The 20,492-nt window shown below is 62.1% G+C and carries 17 protein-coding genes and 1 pseudogene; 14 read left to right on the forward strand and 4 right to left on the reverse strand.

Annotated features, from left to right (window positions below; translation table 11 throughout):
* Positions 1-51 precede the first annotated feature (51 nt).
* On the reverse strand, positions 52-1,242 hold the full coding sequence (locus MLD63_RS08725; RefSeq protein WP_255329471.1) for a BaiN/RdsA family NAD(P)/FAD-dependent oxidoreductase: 1,191 nt from the start codon (positions 1,240-1,242) through the stop codon (positions 52-54).
* Positions 1,243-1,486: 244 nt separating this feature from the next.
* Between MLD63_RS08725 and MLD63_RS08730 the strand changes: the two genes are divergently transcribed.
* From MLD63_RS08730 to MLD63_RS08755, 6 genes are all read left to right on the forward strand, one after another.
* Positions 1,487-2,602, forward strand: a complete 1,116-nt coding sequence (locus MLD63_RS08730) for a PAS domain-containing protein (RefSeq protein ID WP_255329472.1) — start codon at positions 1,487-1,489, stop codon at positions 2,600-2,602.
* A gap of 5 nt (positions 2,603-2,607) precedes the next feature.
* Entirely contained in the window at positions 2,608-2,739 is a 132-nt protein-coding gene (locus MLD63_RS08735; RefSeq protein WP_255329473.1) for a response regulator, read from the forward strand.
* Positions 2,736-3,002: a response regulator gene (locus MLD63_RS08740; RefSeq protein ID WP_255329474.1), complete on the forward strand. Its 267-nt coding sequence runs from the start codon at positions 2,736-2,738 to the stop codon at positions 3,000-3,002. The genes MLD63_RS08735 and MLD63_RS08740 overlap by 4 nt, the downstream gene beginning before the upstream one ends.
* 134 nt (positions 3,003-3,136) lie before the next feature.
* Positions 3,137-3,583 carry a MarR family winged helix-turn-helix transcriptional regulator gene (locus tag MLD63_RS08745; protein ID WP_255329475.1) on the forward strand — a complete coding sequence of 149 codons (447 nt, stop codon included), beginning with the start codon at positions 3,137-3,139 and terminating at the stop codon, positions 3,581-3,583.
* Positions 3,584-3,723: 140 nt separating this feature from the next.
* Positions 3,724-5,346 carry an MFS transporter gene (locus MLD63_RS08750; protein WP_255329476.1) on the forward strand — a complete coding sequence of 541 codons (1,623 nt, stop codon included), beginning with the start codon at positions 3,724-3,726 and terminating at the stop codon, positions 5,344-5,346.
* A 14-nt stretch (positions 5,347-5,360) separates the two neighbouring features.
* Positions 5,361-6,410, forward strand: a complete 1,050-nt coding sequence (locus MLD63_RS08755; protein WP_255329477.1) for an HlyD family secretion protein — start codon at positions 5,361-5,363, stop codon at positions 6,408-6,410.
* Positions 6,411-6,457: 47 nt separating this feature from the next.
* Here MLD63_RS08755 and MLD63_RS08760 read toward each other — a convergent pair whose 3' ends face one another.
* Together MLD63_RS08760 and MLD63_RS08765 are read right to left on the reverse strand one after the other, a co-directional pair.
* The gene (locus MLD63_RS08760) at positions 6,458-8,938 is read right to left on the reverse strand and encodes a hybrid sensor histidine kinase/response regulator (protein ID WP_255329478.1); all 2,481 of its coding nucleotides are present in this window, start codon (positions 8,936-8,938) and stop codon (positions 6,458-6,460) included.
* On the reverse strand, positions 8,935-9,432 hold the full coding sequence (locus tag MLD63_RS08765) for a putative pterin-binding protein (protein WP_255329479.1): 498 nt from the start codon (positions 9,430-9,432) through the stop codon (positions 8,935-8,937). The genes MLD63_RS08760 and MLD63_RS08765 overlap by 4 nt, the downstream gene beginning before the upstream one ends.
* 234 nt (positions 9,433-9,666) lie before the next feature.
* Here MLD63_RS08765 and MLD63_RS08770 point away from each other — a divergent pair, with 234 nt between their 5' ends.
* From MLD63_RS08770 to MLD63_RS08805, 8 genes and pseudogenes are all read left to right on the forward strand, one after another.
* Entirely contained in the window at positions 9,667-10,278 is a 612-nt protein-coding gene (locus MLD63_RS08770) for a response regulator transcription factor (RefSeq protein WP_255329480.1), read from the forward strand.
* Positions 10,279-10,413: 135 nt separating this feature from the next.
* Complete coding sequence (locus MLD63_RS08775; RefSeq protein WP_255329481.1) at positions 10,414-10,866, forward strand: STAS domain-containing protein; 453 nt, start codon at positions 10,414-10,416, stop codon at positions 10,864-10,866.
* A gap of 185 nt (positions 10,867-11,051) precedes the next feature.
* The gene (locus tag MLD63_RS08780; protein ID WP_255329482.1) at positions 11,052-12,488 is read left to right on the forward strand and encodes a DUF3131 domain-containing protein; all 1,437 of its coding nucleotides are present in this window, start codon (positions 11,052-11,054) and stop codon (positions 12,486-12,488) included.
* On the forward strand, positions 12,485-13,648 hold the full coding sequence (locus MLD63_RS08785; RefSeq protein ID WP_255329483.1) for an acyltransferase family protein: 1,164 nt from the start codon (positions 12,485-12,487) through the stop codon (positions 13,646-13,648). The genes MLD63_RS08780 and MLD63_RS08785 overlap by 4 nt, the downstream gene beginning before the upstream one ends.
* Entirely contained in the window at positions 13,645-15,465 is a 1,821-nt protein-coding gene (locus MLD63_RS08790; RefSeq protein WP_255329484.1) for a glycosyltransferase, read from the forward strand. Before MLD63_RS08785 ends, MLD63_RS08790 begins: the two co-directional genes overlap by 4 nt.
* An 86-nt stretch (positions 15,466-15,551) precedes the next feature.
* Positions 15,552-16,802, forward strand: a pseudogene (locus tag MLD63_RS08795) (DUF3131 domain-containing protein).
* Positions 16,799-17,533 carry a peptidoglycan-binding domain-containing protein gene (locus MLD63_RS08800; protein WP_255329485.1) on the forward strand — a complete coding sequence of 245 codons (735 nt, stop codon included), beginning with the start codon at positions 16,799-16,801 and terminating at the stop codon, positions 17,531-17,533. Before MLD63_RS08795 ends, MLD63_RS08800 begins: the two are co-directional and overlap by 4 nt.
* A 117-nt stretch (positions 17,534-17,650) precedes the next feature.
* Positions 17,651-18,859 (forward strand): hypothetical protein, encoded by a 1,209-nt coding sequence (locus tag MLD63_RS08805; RefSeq protein WP_255329486.1) that lies wholly within the window; start codon positions 17,651-17,653, stop codon positions 18,857-18,859.
* 131 nt (positions 18,860-18,990) lie between these two features.
* Here MLD63_RS08805 and MLD63_RS08810 read toward each other — a convergent pair whose 3' ends face one another.
* Complete coding sequence (locus MLD63_RS08810; RefSeq protein WP_255329487.1) at positions 18,991-20,142, reverse strand: trans-sulfuration enzyme family protein; 1,152 nt, start codon at positions 20,140-20,142, stop codon at positions 18,991-18,993.
* Positions 20,143-20,492: the final 350 nt, after the last annotated feature.

Consider the following 20,492-nt stretch of genomic DNA (forward strand, 5'->3'; position numbering starts at 1 on the left):
CCACGATTACGCGAGGCTGCCACCTGCGCGCATGTTTCTCGCAGTCGGCGATCAAGCGGCCTTGGCCCTCTCTGCCACTGCACGTCCAGCGGCAACGCCCGAGGACCAGGCCCACTGGAAATTGTAGCCGCCAAGCCATCCGGTCACGTCGACGGCTTCGCCGATGGCATACAGCCCCGGAACGTCGCGCGCCTCCATCGTCTTGGACGAGAGCACGGCTGTCGAAATGCCGCCTGCAGTGACCTCGGCCTTGGCATAGCCCTCGGTACCCGTCGGCCGAAAGGTGAGCGCGGTGAGCATCTCTGCCGCGTCGCTCAGTTCGGCATCCGAGCAATTGCCCATTTCACGTCCGAGACCGATGCGGCTCGACATCGCTTCAGCCAAGCGGGCGGGTAGATGGCGGGAAAGCACCGCCTTGAGATGGGCGCGCGGCATGTCCTGACGCGCTGCACGCAGGACCCCGTTCGCGTCCGGCAGGACGCAAAGTGAGACCGGCTCGCCCGGCGACCAGTAGGAGGACACCTGAAGGATCGCGGGTCCCGACAGTCCTTTGTGCGTGAACAGCGCGGCCTCGGGAAATGACATGTCACCGACGCGCGCGACGGCCGGAAAAGCGACCCCTGGGATTGCCTTGAAGAGCGCATCATCCTGCCCGAGCGTGAAGGGCACGAGCGCAGGGCGGGGGCTCACGACGTCGAGGCCGAAGCGACGGGCGATGTCATAGGCGATGCCGGTTGCCCCCATCTTGGGAATGGACGGACCACCCGTCGCGATCACCAACTGACGCGCCGAGGCGCACGCCACGCGAAACATCCCATCAGCATGGCCGATCTCGCCGATCGCGGTCGAGAGGCGGATCTCCACCCCACCCCGGCGGCATTCCTCCAGCAGCATCGCGACGATCTGGCGGGCGCTGCCGTCGCAGAAGAGCTGTCCCAGCGTCTTTTCGTGCCAGGCGATGCCGTGTCTTTCCACCAGCGCGAGGAAGTCCCACTGCGTGTAGCGTTTCAGCGCGGACTTTGCGAAATGCGGATTTTCGGACAGGAAGTTCTCAGGGCCGGTACCGTTATTGGTGAAATTGCAGCGGCCGCCACCCGAGATGAGGATTTTCTTCCCGGGCTTCTCGGCATGGTCGATGACCAGGATGCGCGCCCCCGCCTGCCCCGCGGCCGCAGCAGCCATCAGCCCCGCGCCACCGGCCCCGAGCACGATTGCATCATAGTTCTGGTCGCTTGATGGCACGGCGAAATCATATCCTGTTGACCGTCGCGATCCGCGTGCGACTTGCGGGCGACATTTTAATTGGCGATCGGGTTGTCGCCGCAGATATGCGCCATCTTCTCGTTAGTGAAGGGCGCATCGCTGCGCAGGGCTGCCGCTTCGGTTCGACCGGGCCTTTCCGCGGCAACACTGAAAAGCGAGTTCCAATCGCTTCCGCTTCGTGTCATCTGGGTAGGATGAAGCACGGTTTGCGGGGTATTCTTGAGTGAGCGATGACGAAAAGAAGCCACGCTCGCCAGACGCCGCCCCCCGCGACAGCGACCAGGCATCCAAGGCCTTCAATCTGAGCACCGTGCTGGCGCGCGAGGGTCAGGGCGAGCGTGGCTATGGCGAGCGCAGCGCCCTTCTCTTCGAACAGGCCATGGCACAAACCCGCATGGCAATCTGCCTGTCGGACCCGAACCAGGACGACCAGCCGATCGTCTTCGCGAACCGAGCGTTCCAGGAACTGACCGGTTACGACGAGGCAGAGGTTCTGGGTCGCAACTGTCGTTTCCTGCAGGGGCCACGCACCGACAAGGCGCAGGTTGCGCGGATCAGGGATGCCATCGACAAAGAAGAGGTCGCTGTCGTTGAACTGCTGAATTACCGCAAGAACGGCGACGTGTTCTGGAACGCGCTGCACATCGGGCCGATCTACGACGACGGCGGTTCTCTTCTGTACCTTTTCGGCAGCCAGTGGGACGTGACCGAAGTTCACGTCGCGCGTGCAGAGCAACAGCAACAAAAGCTGCTTGCGCGCGAGCTGAGCCACCGGATGAAGAACATGTTCTCGGTCATCAATGCGGTGGTCACGATGGCCGGACGCGGAAGCCCCGAAGGACGGGCCGTCGCCGACGACATCTCCGGGCGCATCCTGGCCCTTGGGCGCGCCCATGAAGCGACGCTGGAAAATGCCTCGCGGACGGAGTCCTCCGATCTTCGCCCGCTACTTGCCGAGGTCTTGTCGGCCTATGACAGTCGCGGCCAGGTCGAGATGTCGGGTGGCAGCGTCCTGCTGAGCAGTAACGTGATCTCGATGCTTGCGCTTACCCTCCACGAACTTGCCATCAATTCCGTCAAGTACGGCGCCCTGAGTACGGCGGATGGCACGGTTCGCATCGACTGGAAGGTGGTCTTCGACGACGGCGTCGAGGAAGAGAGACTGCAACTTCACTGGTGCGAAAGTGGAGGGCCGGCCATCGCAGGCCCCCCTGACAAGACCGGTCTGGGCGGCAAGATCGTCGACAATCTGATCAGCGCCGCCGAGGGCACCGTGCAACGCGACTGGAAGCGCGAAGGTCTGGAAGCCATCGTTCGCATCCCCCTGCCGCTGGATTAAGAGACTTGGAATTGCAAACAGGCCGGATCACCACCCCATCCCGTCCGCTGGAGGGCGCCCGCATCCTTCTGGTCGAAGACGAAGTCATCATCGCGATGGATCTGAAGATGAGCCTAGAGGACGCAGGTGCACCGTGATCCACGCCAGGCGGCAATCCACGGGGCTGTCGCTTGCAGCGGATGGTGACTTCGACGCCGCTATTCTCGACGTCAATCTGGGACGCAACATGACCTGCGAACCGATCGCCGAAGCGCTGCGCGAGCGCGGCGTGCCGTTCCTTCTTCACACCGGCGATCTGCAGGAATCCGGCGAGCTGGTTGAGCGGATCGGCGCGCCGATCGCCCAGAAGCCGATGGCTTCGGATAGGCTTATCGGCATGGTGTCCGAAATACTGGCCTGAACACAGGCCTCAGTCGGGCCGCCTGATCGTAAACGTCGCCTGGTCGTCACTGTGCCCGCACTGTTGAGAGCGGTTACGGGATAAAACCGACCTGGTACTTGCATAGCTAACCATTAGCTAACTATATACTTGCGATGAACAGATCTCGCGAGCCCGAAGCAGACATTCTCCCGACACTCGGCGCACTGACACGCAAGCTCCGTGCGCTGTTCGACGATCGCACGCAGGCATACGGATTGACCGAAGCCCGCGCGCGTCTGCTTCTTCGCCTGTCGCAAAACGGACCGATGACGCAATCCGAACTGGCCGATGCGATGGGGGTCGAGCCGCCGACGATGGTCAGGCTGATCGACGGGATGGAAGCCACCGGGGCGGTCAGACGCGAAGTCGTTCCCGGCGACCGGCGTCAGCGCCATGTTCTTCTGACAGAAGCGGCCCAGGCACAGGCCGAGAGTGTACAGGCGCTAACCGATCAACTCCGTTCCGATGTCCTGCAAGGGATTGCGCCAGAGGATGTCGCCGTCACGCAGCGCGTTCTACGCCAAATGCTCGAAAACGTGGCGAAGGCCAGCCAGTCATGAAACGGGCTCTCACAATTGGCGAAGATTTGAGGGGTCCAGACCAGAAGATCCGCGGATCTGCGCCCCAGCCTTCGCAAATCGAAGCGGACCAGCGCGTGACGGGCGAGCAGAATGCTCCTCCCCCGCCATCAGCCCCCGCAATGTCCCCCTGGCGTGCCTGCGGCTATTTCGCGACGGCTATCGTTCTGGCCTTGGCGCAGGGCTATGGCCAATCGGTCATCTCGGCCAATGCACAGCAGCTTCAAGGCAGCCTCGACACGACGCAGGCCGAAACCGCCTGGCTGACCGCAGCCTACATGGCACCCAACGCCTCCCTGACGCTGGCGTTGATCAAAATTCGTGGGCAGTTCGGAATCAGGCGCTTTGCCGAGGTTTCGATCGTCGGCTTCGTGGCGGCTGCGGCACTAAATTTCTGGGCCGAGGGATTTGGTCCCGAGCTCGCCGTGCGGTTCCTGTCGGGCGTCGCCGCCGCGCCGATGACGTCTCTCGCCTTCCTCTACATGCTTGAGCCTCTGCCGCCGCATCGCAAGATGAATATCGGCCTTTCTGCGGCGCTGACCGTCATCTTCATGGGCTCTCCCGTCACTCGCCTCATCTCGCCTCATCTTCTCGATATCGGTCTCTGGCACGCGCTGACCAGCCTGGAGGTTGCGATGGCCGCAATCGGGCTTGGGCTGATCTACCTTCTGCCGTTGAAGACTCCGCCGACGCCAATGCGCATCGAAGCGGGCGACGTCATCTCTTTCTTTTTCGTTGCCGTCAGCTTCGGCTGCCTGGCGGTGGCGGCCGTCACGGGTCCGATCTATTGGTGGACAGAACAGGCCTGGCTCGGCCTCTTGCTCGCCATCGGCATTGGCGCCTTCGCCATCGCTGCATGCATCGAGCTGAATCGCCAGGAACCTCTGCTGGACATTCGCTGGCTTGCCAGCCCCGCCATCCTGCACTTCACCGCCGCGATCCTGCTGTTCAGACTGGTGTTGAGCGAACAGACATCCGGCGCGGCCGGGCTCTTCCGCTCACTGGGGCTGCTCAATGAGCAGATGCAGGGTTTGTGGCTCGTCGTGATCGCCGCAACATTGCTGGGCGGTGCGATCTGTGCCGTGATGTTGAAGCCGGGGCGCGAGGTCCCGTTCCACATCGTCGCTTTGTCGCTTCTCATCGTGGGATCGCTGCTGGATTCCCGATCGACAACTCAGACCGTGCCCTCGGACATGTATCTGTCGCAGGCGATGGTCGGCCTCGCTTCTGCATTGTTTTTGCCGCCGGCGCTGCTGTCGGGCCTTATGTCAGCCTTGGCGAAGGGCCCGAATTATATCCTGACTTTCGTCATCGTTTTCCTGACCACGCAGAAGTTGGGCGGGATTTTCGGTGGCGCCATCTTCGCCAGCTTCGTCCAGGTCCGGCAACGGCTTCACGCCGAGCGATTGGCGGACACTCTGTCCGGCACCGACGCGCTGGTCGCCGATCGCCTGTCGACATCTGCCAGAGCCTTGTCGGCACAAGTCGGTGATCCCGCATTGGCCTCTGCACAAGCAGCGTCTCAGCTTGGCGCCACCGTGCAAGCCCAGGCATCCGTCATGGCCTACAACGATGCATTCGTGATGATCGCGGCGGCATCGTCTGCGGCGCTGATGCTGCTGGTGGCTCATGCCATGATCAGAAGCTGGCGTGATCGCGCCTCCTCCATCGCGCCGGACGCTGCAAACGACGGTGCGCGCGACGACTTACCCACATCCGAACAGCCGCAGGCGCAGGCCGCCTGATCCGAGGTGAACAGATGCTTTCCAGATTGACCCGGCACATTGCCACGCTCATCGCCGCCGTTGTCGGCATCCTTGGTACCGTCGGCGTGCTTTACGCTTGGGGATTACCGCCCTTCGCGAACGATGCACGGCTGACAGAGGACGCCTATGTGCGCGGAACGGTAACCTTCCTTGCACCACAGGTTTCTGGTGCCGTCGTCGAAGTGGCCGTGAATGATTACGAAGACGTCGAAGCCGGCCAGTTGTTGGTCAGATTGGACGATTCCCTTTATGCCCAGCGGCTCGCACAGGCCAAGGCTCAATTCGACTCGGCGAATGCCGGTCTGGCAAGCGCTCGCCAGGAACGCCTCGCCGCAGAAGCGAAGGTCGAATCCGCAGACGCGGGGGTCCAGTCGGCCAGAGCCGCGCTTGAGGTGAGCAAGGATGAGCGCGACCGGACGGCAGAGTTGCGCAACCGAAACGTCGTCACCGAACGGGATGCGCAGAACCAGCAATTGGCCTTCGATCAAGCCCAGGCCGTCCTGCTTCAAGCCGAAGCCCAGGCAGCGACAGCGCGTCAGGATGTCGAACTTGTGGCGGTAGAGCGTGAGGCGCGCGCGGCCGCCGTCGAAGAGGCCCGAGCCGCGGTCAACCTGGCGCGCCTCGACCTTGAGCACACGCGTATCGTGGCGCCGATGGATGGCAAGCTGGGCGAGATCTCGGCGCGAGTGGGCGAATACGTCGCGCCGGGAACCCGACTTGCCTCGCTGGTGCCGGAGCGGAAATGGATCGTTGCGAACTTCAAGGAAACCGAACTGGCGGGAATGGAAGTCGGCGATCCGATCACGTTCAGCGTCGATGCCCTGGGTGAAGCAGCGTTGACCGGACGGATCGAGAATTTTTCGCCCGCGACCGGATCAGAATTCAGCGTACTGGGCAGTTCCAACGCGACCGGCAACTTCATCAAAATCTCGCGCCGTCTCCCCGTCCGGATCGCGATTGACCCCGATCAACCGCTTGTCGAGCGGCTTGTTCCGGGCATGTCAGTGGTGGTTCGGGTCGATTTGGACGACGCGGAATTGTGAGGGTGAATCTTGAGATCGTTCCGTCCGAAGACCTGAAGCAGTGGCCGTCATGGCGCCAAATTGTCGATTCGGTCGAGCCGTGCCGCGATCTCCGTCCGGATGTCACCTTCGCCCGTAAGCTCTTCTTCCAACCGGACAAGTTCATCGCGAAGAGCCGCAAGGCCGATCAGGGCAACCGCACCCGCCATCTTGTGCGCAAGACGGGCTGCCTCGACACGGCGCTGCGGCTCCGGCGCTATATCCTTGAGCGACTGAAGGCTTTCGTGAAATTCCTGACGGATGCGGGGTAATACCTTGTCGGCCTGGGCTTCACCGATATTCGCCGCGAGATAGCGTCGTGCTTCATCTTGTCGCACAGGGCTGGGCGGGTCGTCAGCAAGGCTGTCCAGCAGAAGATCCAGCGCGCGGAAGGAAAGCGGCTTGGCAAGCACCGCATTCATGCCGGCGGCATGGAAGCGTGCCTCGTCCTCTTCTCTGACATGGGCGGTCAGAGCAACGATCGGGACGTCTTTGTTCGGCCCTTCGCTGCGGATCAGACGCGAGGCTGCGACACCGTCCAGCAGGGGCATGCTGATGTCCATGAAGATCACGTCGAACCGCTGATCGCGCGCCAGCAAGACGCCTTCCTGACCGTCCACGGCCTCGACCACGTGGCAGCTTCGGGCCTCCAGCATTCCGCGAACGACCATGCGGTTGACCTCGTTATCCTCGATAACCAGAACCTTGCGGTCAGTTTGGGCCGCCGCCGAGATAGACGTTGCCTCGTGTGGCAGGTCGCTCATCTCGGGCTGGTTCGCAAACGGCAGCGTCAGGACAAAGCAGGCACCCTGCCCCCGTTCGCTTTCGATCCGGATGTTTCCTTTCATCAACCTTGTCAAACGGCGCACGATCCCAAGACCAAGTCCCGTGCCCTCGACATTGCGGTTGAACGAGGCATCCAGCGTCACGAAATCCTCGAAGACGCGCTCTTGATCTTCAGGCGCGATGCCGATGCCCGTGTCTCGGACCCGGAACTCGACCTGTCCCGCAGTCCGACGATCAATGATGACGTCGATCCTGCCGTTCTGGGTGAACTTGATCGCATTGCCCACAAGGTTGATCAGGATCTGGGTCAGCCGCGCAGGATCTCCAAGCACTGGCATGCCATCTGAACCATCCGTCCGCACCGAAAGCTCGTTCCCGCGCCGCAGCGCCTTCGCGCGCAGCGAATCGAGCAAGTCACGGACAAGCTTGGACGGACCGAAAGGCACCTCTTCCAAGCGCAGTGCGCCCGCATCGGCCCGCGCGATGTCGAGGACGGAATTGACATGTGCCAGCAAAAGCTCGCCGGAACGGGTCATGACGTCCACGTAGCGACGCTGTTCTTCGCCCAACGGCGTCATCGCGAGCAGGTCGAGCGTCCCCAGAAGACCGTTCAGCGGCGTGCGCATCTCGTGGCTCATCACGGTCAACATCTCGTCCTTGGAACGCTCGCCTGCCAGCGCCTGATCGCGCGCGCGGATCAGTTCGTCGGCCTCTTCGACCTGGCGGGTGATATCGCGCACGAACGCCACCATGACCGGACCCGTATCGCTCGGGGCCCGGGCGACGGTCGCTTCGATGGGAAAGATCTCGCCTGACTTGCGCATGGCGCTGGCCTGCGTCGCTGCGCCGAACGCTGTCGCCACCGACGGCATGTCACTCAGGAACTCCAGCGTCTCGATGCGCGCGGCCTCTGGCACGATCAGCGACAGCATGTCCGCATTGACGGCTTCAGCGGCCGAGTAGCCGTAGATCCGTTCAGCCGCTTCGTTGAAATCGACGATGCGCCCATTTGGGTCTGCCACCACGATCGCATCGGGACAGGTTGCGATGACGGTCTGCAGCCGTGCGTGGGTCGTGGCAATGTGCGCGGCCTGCCGTCGCGCGCGGTTCGCCATCACCACGAGAGCCGTGACAACGACGGTGATAGCGACGGCCATCAGCCCGACCAGCAAAGCCAGATCGCGCATGGTCGAGGACAATTGTTCGCGCTGTCGATCGGAATCATCAGAGAACAGGCGCACGCCGTCAAGCGAGGCTGACCGCACGGCGGGACGAAGCGCCGCGATGCGCGCGCCCAGTGAAGGCAACGCCTGACGGAGTTCCGGATCGGCCGCGTCGATCGCAGGAATCGCGTCATCCAGGACCGCAGAAATCTGGGCGAGCGCGGCACCAGCCGCCTCGTTCTGCCGAAGCGACTCGAAGACACGTCCCGTCGTCAGCGTGCGAAGCCTGGAATAGAACACGTCGAACCGTGACCTGACCTCGGCAAGGGCCTCGGGATCGGAAGGGGTGTCCGATGCGTCGGAGATCGCCACCAGAAGCGCCAGCAACTCGACCTCGGTCTGCGCCAGCGACCATTGCGTGCTGTCGGTGTTGGCCGTGGCGAGGTGTTCGATCTGACGGCGGGCATCGGCGCTTATCTGCCAGACAACAAAAGCGCAGGCCGCGATCGACAGGACAAGGAAGACGAGAACTTTCTGCTGCGTCAGCCTGATTACGCTCATTCGGTTTCAGTCACGCTGATGCGGTCCAATTGCCAGATGCTCTGCGAATAAATCACCTCTGTCCGATATTGCTCAGCGGAATCATACGGAAACACGATCCACAGGGGGCCCTTGTCGCGAACCGACATCTCTTCCCCATCCATCCAGTAAGCGACAATCGGAACCTCGGGCTGGATTTCATCCAGGGGAATGCTGATCGAATAATCGTTGATCGCGGTGGCGGCAATTGCGCCCTCTGATCCCGCCCCGGTCCCAATCCCCGCATCGGCAAGAAGAGTGGCCAGCGGAACACCGGTGAAGCGGTGAACTCCTTCGGTCCAGATCGTCGTCGTCTCGACCTCCGCCTCGCCCAGAGCCTTGAGCGACGACAGATCGTAGCTGCGGGATTTGTCTTGAACCTCAACAGTCAGAAGCGGGGCGTCTTGTGCGAATGCCGGCGCGACCAAAAGCGCACTGGAAAGGATAAGGGCAGCACGACTGACAAGATATGACATGGATTTGGTCCGATCAGAATTAGGTTGGCAGAGATCGGTTTCGCATGGCGAATGGAAAAACGCAGCAAATCATTCGTATCAAACGCTATACGATCGTATAGTTCGGTCGTATTCATCAGTTTGTTCAGTGGGCCATGCGGATAAGAATGGATCACACGGAACACAGTTTTGCGTATCCCTGACATCAATCGACGCGGGACCGATTCCTCGGTTCGCGCCATCAGAGGCAACGTGATGAAAATTCTTCTGGCTGACGATCATGATCTCATCCGCGAAACGCTGGTGATGTATCTCCGCGCCCAGCTCGATGCCGACATCGTCGAGGTCGGCGATCTTGCCGGGGCTGAAAAAGCCGTCTCGTCCGAAGGCGATCGTCCGTTCGACGTTGCCTTGCTGGACTACGACATGCCCGGCATGAACGGTCTCGCCGGGTTGACGAGGATCTGCGGTCAGATGAATCCGCGACCGGTCGCGATCCTCTCGGGGACCGCGTCACGCCGGGTCGCAAAAGAGGCGATGGCTCTGGGTGCAAGAGGATTTCTGCCCAAGACCATGAATGCCCGTTCGATGGCTGCTGCGGTCAACTTCATTGCCTCCGGCGAAACCTTTGTTCCCTACGGCTACTTCGAGCAGGACAACCAGCGCATGTCAGGCGAGCTGACCGCACGCGAAACGGAAGTGTTGCGTGGCCTGACCGAAGGGCGTTCGAACAAAGACATCGGCCGGACGCTGGGACTTCAGGAAGTGACCGTCAAGCTGCACGTCAAAACCTTGTGCCGCAAGCTTGATGCGCGGAACAGGACGCAAGCCGCGATGATCGCACGCGATCGCAACATGATCACCTGATCCGACAAATCTTTTATCCGCGCTGAACCGCCGTCCGGCGGGCGAACGCGCATGTCCAAGGCCGCGCCAGGTGGTGCCGGCAGCGGACTTTCCTCGTCAGACCACCAAAGGGACGGACCGAAGATGCGCGATTTAATGATTGACCAGAAGCTTGACGTAATCAGCAGCCATCTGCCGCACGAACCGCGCGAGCATCAGGAAAGGCCGTCGCGCCCCTCGCTTGATTACGCTGGCGACGAGATGTTCAGGATCACCCGGCCCGCAGAGGGTGACAGTTGCGAGATCCGACTGCGGACCGAGCGTCTGACCGCGGCCAACGCCACCGCCTTCCGCAACCAGGTCTTTGACCTGATCGAGCGGGGCGAGGATCGACTGGTTGTAGACTTTGCCGCTGTCACCTTCGTCGACAGCACCGCCATTTCCGCCCTGGTCGGCGTGTTGAAGCGACTGGGGATGCGGGGCGAGATCGCCCTTTGCGGCCTGTCGGGCAGCGTCGCCGGGATGTTCCGCATCACGCGCATGGACAAGGTGTTTCCGGTCTTTGCTGACTGTTCAGCCGCCTCCGCAGCGCTGTGTGGACGGCGCTGATCATGTCACCGTCGCTCTCAATTCGTCTGCTGCTTCCTGTCCTGTCACTTGCGCTGCCGGCCCAGGCTGTAAGTCAGGTTACCGGCCTGACGCTTCCCGAACCGCTGCAATCCATTGCGCCCCAAGCTTCCGCTACGGCGACCCATTTTGGACGACGTGGCGCTCTGACACCGCGGGAAATGGCGATGGCCAAGGCAGCGTGGAGCTATTTCGAAGCAGGTTTCCAGCCGGAAACCGGGCTCGTTAACGCGGTGGGCGCCTATCCATCGACTACGCTCTGGGACACCGCGTCCTATATCAGCGCCCTCGTCTCAGCCTACGAACTGGGAATCATCGACAAGCGTGATTTCGATCACCGCGCGACCCTTCTGATCGGGACGCTGCGCAACCTCGACCTTTTTCGCGGCGAGGCGCCAAACAAGGTCTACAACACCGAGACCGGAGAAAAGGTGAACTATGCCAACGAGCCTGGCGAGGTCGGCGTCTCGGTTCTCGACATGGGACGCATGCTGGTCTGGCTTCGTATCCTGCGAGAGCGCTACCCTTATCTCGCCAACAGCGTCGACAACGTCCCGCTGCGCTGGAACTTCTGCAACATCGTCCAGGATGACGGCCGTTTGTTCGGTTCGTTCCTGACGGGCGATGGTGAGACGCGCCATGTGCAGGAAGGGCGGCTCGGTTACGAGGAATACGCGGCCAAGGGGTTCGCGCTTTGGGGCTTCGACGTCGCTGGTGCAATGGAGCCCGAACCGCTGGCCTACACGACGATCTACGGGATCGACATTCCGTATGACGGCCGCGATCCGCGGGTTTTTCATAACCAGAACTACGTCCTGACGGAAAGCTATCTGCTCGATGGGCTAGAGATGGGTTGGGATCTCCCGGTCGCAGACCCCGAGGGCGCCGGCATGGCGACGCAGGGATGGAGGGCAGAGTTCGCCCATCGCATCTTTCTGGTCCAGCAGCGGCGGTTCGAGAGCACGGGGATCATCACCGCCAAATCCGAGCATCAGGTCGAAGGGCAGCCTTACTTCGTCTACGACACCATCTTCGCCGACGGCTACGCGTGGAACACGCTCGATCCCAGCGATGTCTACCAGCCCGACCGCGCCGCGGTTTCCGCCAAGGCCGCGCTTGGCATGTGGGCGCTGTGGGACGTGCCTTACACCGACTTGCTGTTCGAGACCGTCGCCCATCTGTCCGATGAGCAGGGCGGCTTCTTCGAGGGCCTCTACGAAAACGGAAACGGTGTCATCCCGCTGCAGACCGCCAACAACAACGGCATCATCTTGGCCGCCCTGCTTTACAAGGTTCAGGGGCCGATCCTGCAATTCTCCAATCCCAACACAACGGTCTGGGACATGGCCTATTCGCAGACCGATGTTCGACGGAACAAGTGCCTTCCCGAGCCGATGGTGAACGAGGTGCCTTGTTGCAGTTGTGGCGAATTGCCGGCGCAGGCCCCCGCGATTGCAAGCGAGGCTTTCATTCTGTGTCGTCCGGTCGAAGGTGAAGACGGCATTGCCGCGACCGAATGCGCGACCACGCCGCAGGTGTTCGAAAAGCCCAAGCCCAAGCAGGTGCTCTCTCAGATCTGCCGCACGGACCGGGTGAAGCGATGAGCACATCATTGTCACAGCGCATGGTTTGGTTCGACGCTAACCGCGTGTGTGCCGCGGCAGGCGTGGTCCTGATCCACAGCACCACCGACTTCGCAGGCCGACCGTTCCCCGACGCCAGCATCTCTGAACGGGTCATTCCGGTTCTTCTGCGTTCGATCGGCGAATTCTCGGGCTCCGAGATGTTCTTCCTGTTCTCGCTGTTCCTTCTCGCCCAGCGCATCGATCGGCACCGGCCCGGCTTTCGCGAACAGACGGTCTTTCAGGCCAAGCGTCTGCTGGTGCCATTCGCCTTCTGGACGCTTTTCTACGGCCTGTTTCGTCTGATCAAAGCCGACGTCCAGGGATACGCGCCGCAATATCTTGCCGAACTTTCACAACTGAAGACCTGGGTCGCCTTCTTCCTGCTGGGGAAGTCTCAGTACCACATGCACTTCCTGCCGACGCTCTTTGCGATCTCGCTCTTCTATCCCGTGATGCGGCTTGCCATGCGGTATCCGATGCTGGGTGTGCTGCTGTTCGCGACGCTCGGGGCAATGAACCATGCGCAGGGTTTCCTCTATTCCATCGACATCGCACCCCTTGTCCGCGATTACCTCGTCCGCCTGACGAAGATCTTCGGATACGTGGGATACGGGCTTGCGGCCTTTGCCCTCTATTCGCTGTGGAAAGACGGAATTCCCCGCGGCGAGGCGCGCCTCATCCGGCGTGGAGCGCTTTATCTCGTTCTCTTGGCCTATCTGGCGACGCTTCCCTTCTTTGGACCGGCGCTGATGACGGGCGCGTTCCCGGTCCGCGCCAGCTGGGACTATTTCGGCCATTTCCTGATGCCACTGCTGATCTTCTGCATGTTCATGGGAAGCCAGTATGCATCCTGGTCACCCAGATGGTCGATCGCGGCTCGCTACACGTTCGGTGTGTATCTCATCCATCCTGCCGTCATCGATCTATTCGACATCGCGGTGATCCAGAGCGGTCTGTCGCAATCGGTTTCACCTGCAATGCTGGTTCTGTTGCGCTTTTCGGTGGCTTTGCCGCTGGCGCTCGGGTTGGCGGCCCTGATCGGTCGCGTTCCGCATCTGGCTTGGACGATCGGCCTCGGTCCGACGCCCTGGGCCCGCCTGGCGCGCCGCAACGAAATCAAGCTGGTCCCCACGACATGAGCGACACCTATTTCCATCAGTTCGAGGATCGCAGACCTCCCGAGCCGCTTGCCTATGACCCGCTTCGCGAGATCCTGTGGCAGCTGCTTGCGACCGTCACCCTTGTGATCGGGGGCTGGTACATCGTCTGGCGCTGGACCCATTCGCTCAATCCCGATGCGATGTGGTTTGCGACGCTTCTGGCTGTGGCAGAGACGCTGGCCTATCTGGGCCTGATCCTGTTCGTCATCAACCTGTGGCGCGATCAGTCACCTGAGGTGCCGTCACCACCCGCCACACGGGGGGATGTCGATCCCGGCTCGCCCGATCCGGACGCCCCGATCAGTGTCGACGTCTTCTTCGCGACGTATAGCGAGGACCCTGAACTGGTTCGGCTGGGCATCATCGATGCCAAGGCGATGACCTATCCCCACCCGATCGAAGTGCGGATTCACGTCCTCGATGACGGACGCCGTTCGCACATGGCTGACATCGCGCGGCAGGAGGGTGTGGGCTACATCACGCGCGCCACGAACGAAGGTTTCAAGGCAGGCAACCTGCGCAATGCGATGGAGCAGACGTCGGGTGATTTCCTCCTGATCTGTGACGCGGATACACGCCCGTTTTCGACGTGCCTCGAAAGGACGCTGGGTCATTTCCGCGATCCGAAGATGGCTTGGATCCAGACGCCTCAATGGTTCTACGACCTGCCCGAAGGTCGGGGACTGGCCGATCTTGCAGATGCGCGCTTCGGAGCCAGCGTTGCACGATGGGCACGAAGGCTGGAGCAAGCGGTCGGCGGAATCCGGTTCGGACACGACCCCTTCGTCAACGACCCGCGCATGTTCTACGAGGTCATCCAACGCCGCCGAAACCATGCAAACGCCGCGTTCTGCTGCGGTGCCGGGTCGATCCACCGGCGCGAGGCGGTAATGGAGGCTGCCTTGCGCGCCTTTGGCGCAAAGGTCGAGCGTTGCGTCATCGAAGCTGAAGAAGAAATCACGCTGGAAACGCGTGAGCGCAATGTCGCGCCCGATCTGCTTGATGCGATCCGGACCGAAGCCGTCAGCGCAGAAATACTGACGCCCTATCGTTTCCACGTGTCCGAAGACATCTACACCTCCATCGTGATGCATGCCGACAGCGAGCGCGGCTGGAAATCGTTGCTTCATCCGCTGGTCGAGACACGGATGCTGTCGCCCCAAGACCTGATCAGCTGGACCATCCAGCGCTTCAAGTATGCGGGTGGCAGTCTCGACATCCTGATCAACGACAATCCGCTTTTCAGACGCGGTCTGACCCTGCGCCAGCGCCTGATGTATGGGGCCACCTTCTATTCCTATCTCGGCGCCCTCTGGAACGTCGTGTTCCTGCTTGCCCCGGCGGCTTATCTTTTTACCGGAGTGTCGCCCGTCGAAGCCTATTCCCAACAGTTCTTCATTCACGTGGTGCCGTTCATCGTCATGCTGGAACTGGCGATGATGGTCGGGACATGGGGCATCGACGGACAGGCCGCGAAGGCCAGCTATCTGTCTTCTTTTCCGCTTGGGCTCAAGGCGTTGTGGACAGTCCTGCGTGGAGAGCGCATCGCCTTCAAGGTCACGCCGAAGGACCGCCAGTCCGGACGCTTCCTGCATCTGGTTCGACCGCAAATCGCAGTCGTCGCGATGACGGTCGCGGGTGCGCTCTGGGCGGCTATCGCGCTCTGCGCCTTCGAGACCTCGCACACCGTGACCGGCGTCGTGACGAACGCCCTTTGGGGCCTGAACAACTGCATCGCCATGACGGGCGCGATCCGCGCCGCGCTGTGGCAGCCCAACCATTCCGATTCAGAGTAATCAAGATGACGTTTCGTCAGAACCTGATCCGCGCACGCGGTCATATCGTGTTCATCCTCGGCGTTCTCGGCGGCCTTGCCGTCGTCATGTGGCTGGAACAGGCCAGCCAATCCGCCGCCAGCCTTCCCAAGGCAACCACGTTCAGCGTGCTTTCACCCGTGGTCGAGCAAGAGCCATTGCCGCTGGCCATCAAAGGCGAGTCGACCGCCGAAGATCTGAAACACGCCAGCATCGCGTGGACGTATTTTCGAAACAATACCGACGCAAAGACCGGTCTGGTCAATTCGGTGGACGGGTATCCTTCGATCACCATGTGGGAAGCCGGATCGCAGATCGTTGCGATCGTTTCGGCCGAGCGGCTGGATCTGATCCCAGCCACGGAAGCGAGGGCCCGTCTGTCGGCGCTTTTCGAAAGCCTTCGCAAGCTGCCGCTGTTCGAAGGAGTCCTGCCCAACAAAGCCTACGACACGCGGTCGCTGCTGATGGTGGACTACACCAACAAGCCATCGAAGCAGGGGTTGGGATGGTCGGCGCTGGACATGGCGCGGATCGTCTCTGCCCTCGCGATCGCGCGCTCCGCCCATCCCGAACTCGCCGCTTCCATCGGTCAGGTTCTGGACGGCTGGCAACTGGATCGCATGGTGCGCGACGGCCAGATGTACGGCACCACCGTTGTAGACGGCGAGGTGCGCTAAAACCAGGAAGGTCGACTGGGCTACGAACAATACGCCGCCAAGGCCATGATGCTGCTGGGATACGACGTAGTCCGCGCCTACGATCCCGATGACAGTGCCATGATCCAGCCGGTGCAGGGCCAGCCCATACCGGTGGATACGCGCCTGCACCGTGCCGCCACCCCCGCTTTCGTCGTCAGCGAACCCTACCTCTTCGACGGACTGGAGTTCGGCTTCGACGCCCGTTCCACGCGGATTGCTTCGGCCGTTTATCGCGCTCAGGAACAGCGTCACGAAGAGACGGGTCACCTGACCGCGGTGACCGAGACTCATCTCGATGAGGCGCCCTATTTCGCCTATTCGACGATCTGGGGGGGTGGTTCGCCCTGGTCGGTCCTGACCTTCAAGGGAGACCGGATCGACAGCCGCCGAACGCTGGCGACCAAGGCAGCCTTTGGCTGGAACGCGCTATACGGCACACCCTACACAGAAGAGCTTGTCGTAGCCGTCAAGGCCACCGCAGATCCAGACAAGGGCTGGCCAGAAGGCATCTATGAAGAGGACGGTTCGACCAACGGCTCGATTACGGCCAATACCAACGCGCTTGTGCTAGCGGCATTGGCGTTTAAGGCCGACGGGCCTCTGCTGCGGCGGCCGCGATGAAAGCGCTTCTCGCGATCCTCTACCTTGCCATGGCCTCACCAGCCTTTTGCGCCACCGCGCCCTGCGTGGGACCAGCGCTCGACCTGCCTTTACCGGGTGCAGAGGACGTGCGGCAGATGAGCGTCGACGTACCGTCCGCGCGCTTCCCCGGCGTATGGCAGCAGGGAACGGTAGATGGATTGGTCTATCGCATTTTCGGCGACCGCACTGCGATCCTGTCGGATGACATCGGCTCACCCAGTTGGCAGGTCCGCGTCGATTGCACGGCGTCGCCCTGCCAAAGCCAGGCGCAAGGGACGCCCCAAGTTGGTGCCGATCGCATCGCTGGCGCCCTTGGTCGGTGCCTGTCGGGGCAGGACGTCACAGCGTCAGAACTGCGACGTGTTCCGCCGGAATTCGAGACGGGAGTTCCGGGACATCTTCCCGATCAGGGTCGCGCGCTCTCCCCTGCGGCGGCACTCGCCTTGGCTGCCGGTGCGGACCCCGTAAGGGTAAGCGCGCCCGTTTCCAGTCCGGTCCTTCGCTGTCGCGCAGATGCGACGTTGCTGGGCGAAACGCCGGCCCACACGCTCCAGCGCCTTCTGAAGGCCGTTGGCCATGACCCCGGTCCTGATGACGGTGTCCTTGGCGAACGCAGTCGCGCCGCCCTTCACGCGGCCTTGGGCGATGAAAGCGGAAACGACGTCGAAGGTGCAATCCTTCGGCTCCAGGCGACGCTTTGCCGGACCTGAGCGATGCGCAGATTGTCGGCGGCAATGCTCTTCGTCGGATTGGTCGCGTGCGCGACGACGAGCGCTTTGGCGCAATCCTGGCCGAGCGCCGATATTCTGCCTACGAACGACCCCGCCTTGCCTGGCGCAGTCGAGGTTCTGATCGACACGCCCAGCGCGCTGGTATGGTCGCGCTTTCAGGAGGGAGTGCTGGACGGCTGGCGGTACCGCTTGTTCCCCGACGGCTCGGCCGTGGTCACGCAGGTGGATGACCCACGCGGTCAATCGTTTCGTCTATCTTGCAGGCCTGCCGTCGAATGCAAGATCCTCTCAGACGGTAGCGTTTTGAATGTTGTGGTCGCTGCGGGAGCGCCCCGTCCCGCAGCGCCGGTTTCGGTGGATGGGGAAAGACTGGCGACCTTCCTTGCTGAATGGGTGCTTGCCGATTCCGGCACGCCCCCCACCCGCGCTGTCGGGACCTCGCAGCCGATGCCGCCCTTTAAGGTCAGCGAGCGAACGGGGAATCCGCGCCAGCTGCGCACCCAACCGGCCTCAACCGGCCGGGCGATTGATTTTCGGGTCGCGCCCTCGCTGACGTTTTCGTCCCCGCTCCGCTGCGACGATGCAGACGTCCGGTGCGGGGCGGCAGGACTGGTCAAGGCCGCTCATACCGCGGATTGGGCGCATATCCTCGGCCTTTCATGCAACGTCACGGCCAGCGCCTCGCTTCAGAAGGCGTCCAGCCAGAATGTGAAGCGCCTTGCCGATCGGCTGCAAACCAGCCTCGGCTGCACGGCGCAGCTTTCGAACAGGCTGTCGCTGAGCGTCAGGGCGAACAGCTATTCCAGTCAAGTTCGGCGAGCCGCGTGGGATCCCGACATCACCTACGCGCTAAGCTTCCAGGCCACCGAACGCCTGAGCTTGACCTATGCCAGCAAAGGTATCCGCCTCGACGGAGAAGGGGCCGGTCTGGAAACCGCGCTCGACGGCAGGCTGTCGGCCAGCCTGACGCTGCCGCGCCTGCCGCTTCCGGCGGGAAGGGGTGCGGACTGTCGCCTTCGCGTCGCGCTGCCCGATCCCTCGCGCGATGCGGTGGCGCTGTCGTGCGGTGTTGCCCTGACCAAGCGGCTGTCGCTTGGTCTGTCCACATACCTCTATGCGCATCAGACCCAGAAACCGTGGCAACCTGATTTCACGTACAGTGCGAGCTGGAAACCGACCAATCGTTTGCGCATCACCTATTCCAACTATGCCGCGAACCGCTTTCCTTGGAACCGGGATCGGGGTGGCACATCGACGAGTCTGCGTGACGGCACGCTTTCGTTCACCTACGACGTGTCGTTCTGAACCGCTGCCACTTTCGCCGAACGATGCACCTTCGGTTTGGTCTTGCACTGATTGCGTATCATCAGCCGCCCCTGGCATGCTGCCTTGCCATCAGCTTGGGCGACCTCTGGTCCGACGATCGCAGGCTGCAATCACGCCCCGGCCTTCAGCGCTTCATCCAGATCGTCATAGAGATCGTCAACGTCCTCGATACCCGTCGATAGCCGCAACAAATCCGGCGGACAGGGCGAACCCGCACCTTCGATCGAAGCGCGATGCTCAATCAGGCTTTCGACCCCGCCGAGCGATGTCGCCCGCTTATAGAGCGCTACATTTGCCGCGGTGCGCACCGCAGCCGCTTCGCCGCCCGTAACCTGGATCGATAGCATGTAGCCGAAGCCATCCTTCATCTGACGGGCCGCGATATCATGGCCCGGGTGCTGGGGCAGTCCCGGATACAAAACGCGCGCGACCATCGGATGCGCGCTCAGCCGCTCGGCGAGCGCCATGGCCGAGGCTGCTTGCCGTTCCTGTCGCAGATGAAGCGTACGCAGCCCGCGGATCAGCAGAAACGCTTCGAACGGACCCAGAATCCCGCCCTGCATCTTGCGGATCGTCTTGATCCGTTGCCAGAATTCGTCGTCCTCGCGCGCGCACAGGACACCTGCCACGACGTCGGAGTGCCCGTTCAGTACCTTTGTCGCCGCATGCATGACGATATCGGCCCCCAGCGCCAACGGCTGGGTATGCACGGGCGACGCGCAGGTCGAATCGACGGCAAGCCTCGCCCCTGCAGCATGGGCGATGCCAGCGGCTGCCTCGATATCCGTGATCGTCCAAAGCGGGTTCGACGGTGTCTCGATCCAGACGAGTTTCGTCTCGCCCGGCCTGATCGCTGCTTTCAATGAGGAGAGATCGTCGGTCTCGACGAATTCGATGTTCAGGCCCCAGCGCGTCGCTTCGGTCAGCAGCCAATTGCGCAGCGCCCAGTACATCACGCGAGAGGCGATCACGTGATCGCCCGGGTCCAGCGCCTGAAACACCGCCGTCGCCGCCGCCATTCCGGAACCGAACAGAAGCGCGCCGGCCCGTGCGTCCTCGAGCATCGCAAGCACGCTCTCCGCTTCGCGAACGGTTTCGTTGTCCGGGCGCCCATAGACGAAGCCGGTCGAATAGCCGTTATCCTCGTCACGCAGATAGGTTGTCGCGATGTGGATGGGCGGGACCACGCCGCGCGTCGTCGGATCCACCTTGCCCATCGCCTGCGCTGCGAGGCTTCGCGGGGTCAAGCTGGCCTTGGTCATGTTCTTCTCCCTGAACTTTGCCCAGATGGTTCTGCCTTCAGGAGAAGAAAGGCAACACTCGATGTCTCGGCACTGTCCTCTGTTGAGGAGCGTCGACATTCTGGATGCGATTCTCATGCCGTTTAGTGGAGGGCCCGGTCCATCACTTGCGCGCTGTAGGAAACAACGTGGGTCTGTCTCAGCGTCGGCGGCGTGGAAGATCATGCCTCCCTAATCGTCTTCCGACCAATGCTTTGTCCTCCGCTATGTCCGCGATCAGGTCACGGGCGTGTCCGGGTTGGGCTGGCTCCGGTCACCTGATGGCCGGGTGGTGGCGGCCGCGCCCTCTGGGGCGCGACCGCCGGTCCTTG

The organism is Paracoccus albicereus (genome assembly GCF_024359525.1).
In the GTDB taxonomy this organism is placed as follows: Bacteria; Pseudomonadota; Alphaproteobacteria; order Rhodobacterales; family Rhodobacteraceae; genus Paracoccus; species Paracoccus albicereus.

Excerpts from the sequence above, each read along its gene's own strand:
- MLD63_RS08745 (WP_255329475.1), top strand. The coding sequence starts at position 3,137 with ATGAACAGATCTCGCGAGCCCGAAGCAGACATTCTCCCGACACTCGGC.
- MLD63_RS08750 (WP_255329476.1), top strand. The coding sequence starts at position 3,724 with ATGTCCCCCTGGCGTGCCTGCGGCTATTTCGCGACGGCTATCGTTCTG.
- MLD63_RS08755 (WP_255329477.1), top strand. The coding sequence starts at position 5,361 with ATGCTTTCCAGATTGACCCGGCACATTGCCACGCTCATCGCCGCCGTT.
- MLD63_RS08760 (WP_255329478.1), bottom strand. The coding sequence starts at position 8,938 with ATGAGCGTAATCAGGCTGACGCAGCAGAAAGTTCTCGTCTTCCTTGTC.
- MLD63_RS08765 (WP_255329479.1), bottom strand. The coding sequence starts at position 9,432 with ATGTCATATCTTGTCAGTCGTGCTGCCCTTATCCTTTCCAGTGCGCTT.
- MLD63_RS08770 (WP_255329480.1), top strand. The coding sequence starts at position 9,667 with ATGAAAATTCTTCTGGCTGACGATCATGATCTCATCCGCGAAACGCTG.
- MLD63_RS08775 (WP_255329481.1), top strand. The coding sequence starts at position 10,414 with ATGATTGACCAGAAGCTTGACGTAATCAGCAGCCATCTGCCGCACGAA.
- MLD63_RS08780 (WP_255329482.1), top strand. The coding sequence starts at position 11,052 with ATGGCCAAGGCAGCGTGGAGCTATTTCGAAGCAGGTTTCCAGCCGGAA.
- MLD63_RS08785 (WP_255329483.1), top strand. The coding sequence starts at position 12,485 with ATGAGCACATCATTGTCACAGCGCATGGTTTGGTTCGACGCTAACCGC.
- MLD63_RS08790 (WP_255329484.1), top strand. The coding sequence starts at position 13,645 with ATGAGCGACACCTATTTCCATCAGTTCGAGGATCGCAGACCTCCCGAG.
- MLD63_RS08800 (WP_255329485.1), top strand. The coding sequence starts at position 16,799 with ATGAAAGCGCTTCTCGCGATCCTCTACCTTGCCATGGCCTCACCAGCC.
- MLD63_RS08810 (WP_255329487.1), bottom strand. The coding sequence starts at position 20,142 with ATGACCAAGGCCAGCTTGACCCCGCGAAGCCTCGCAGCGCAGGCGATG.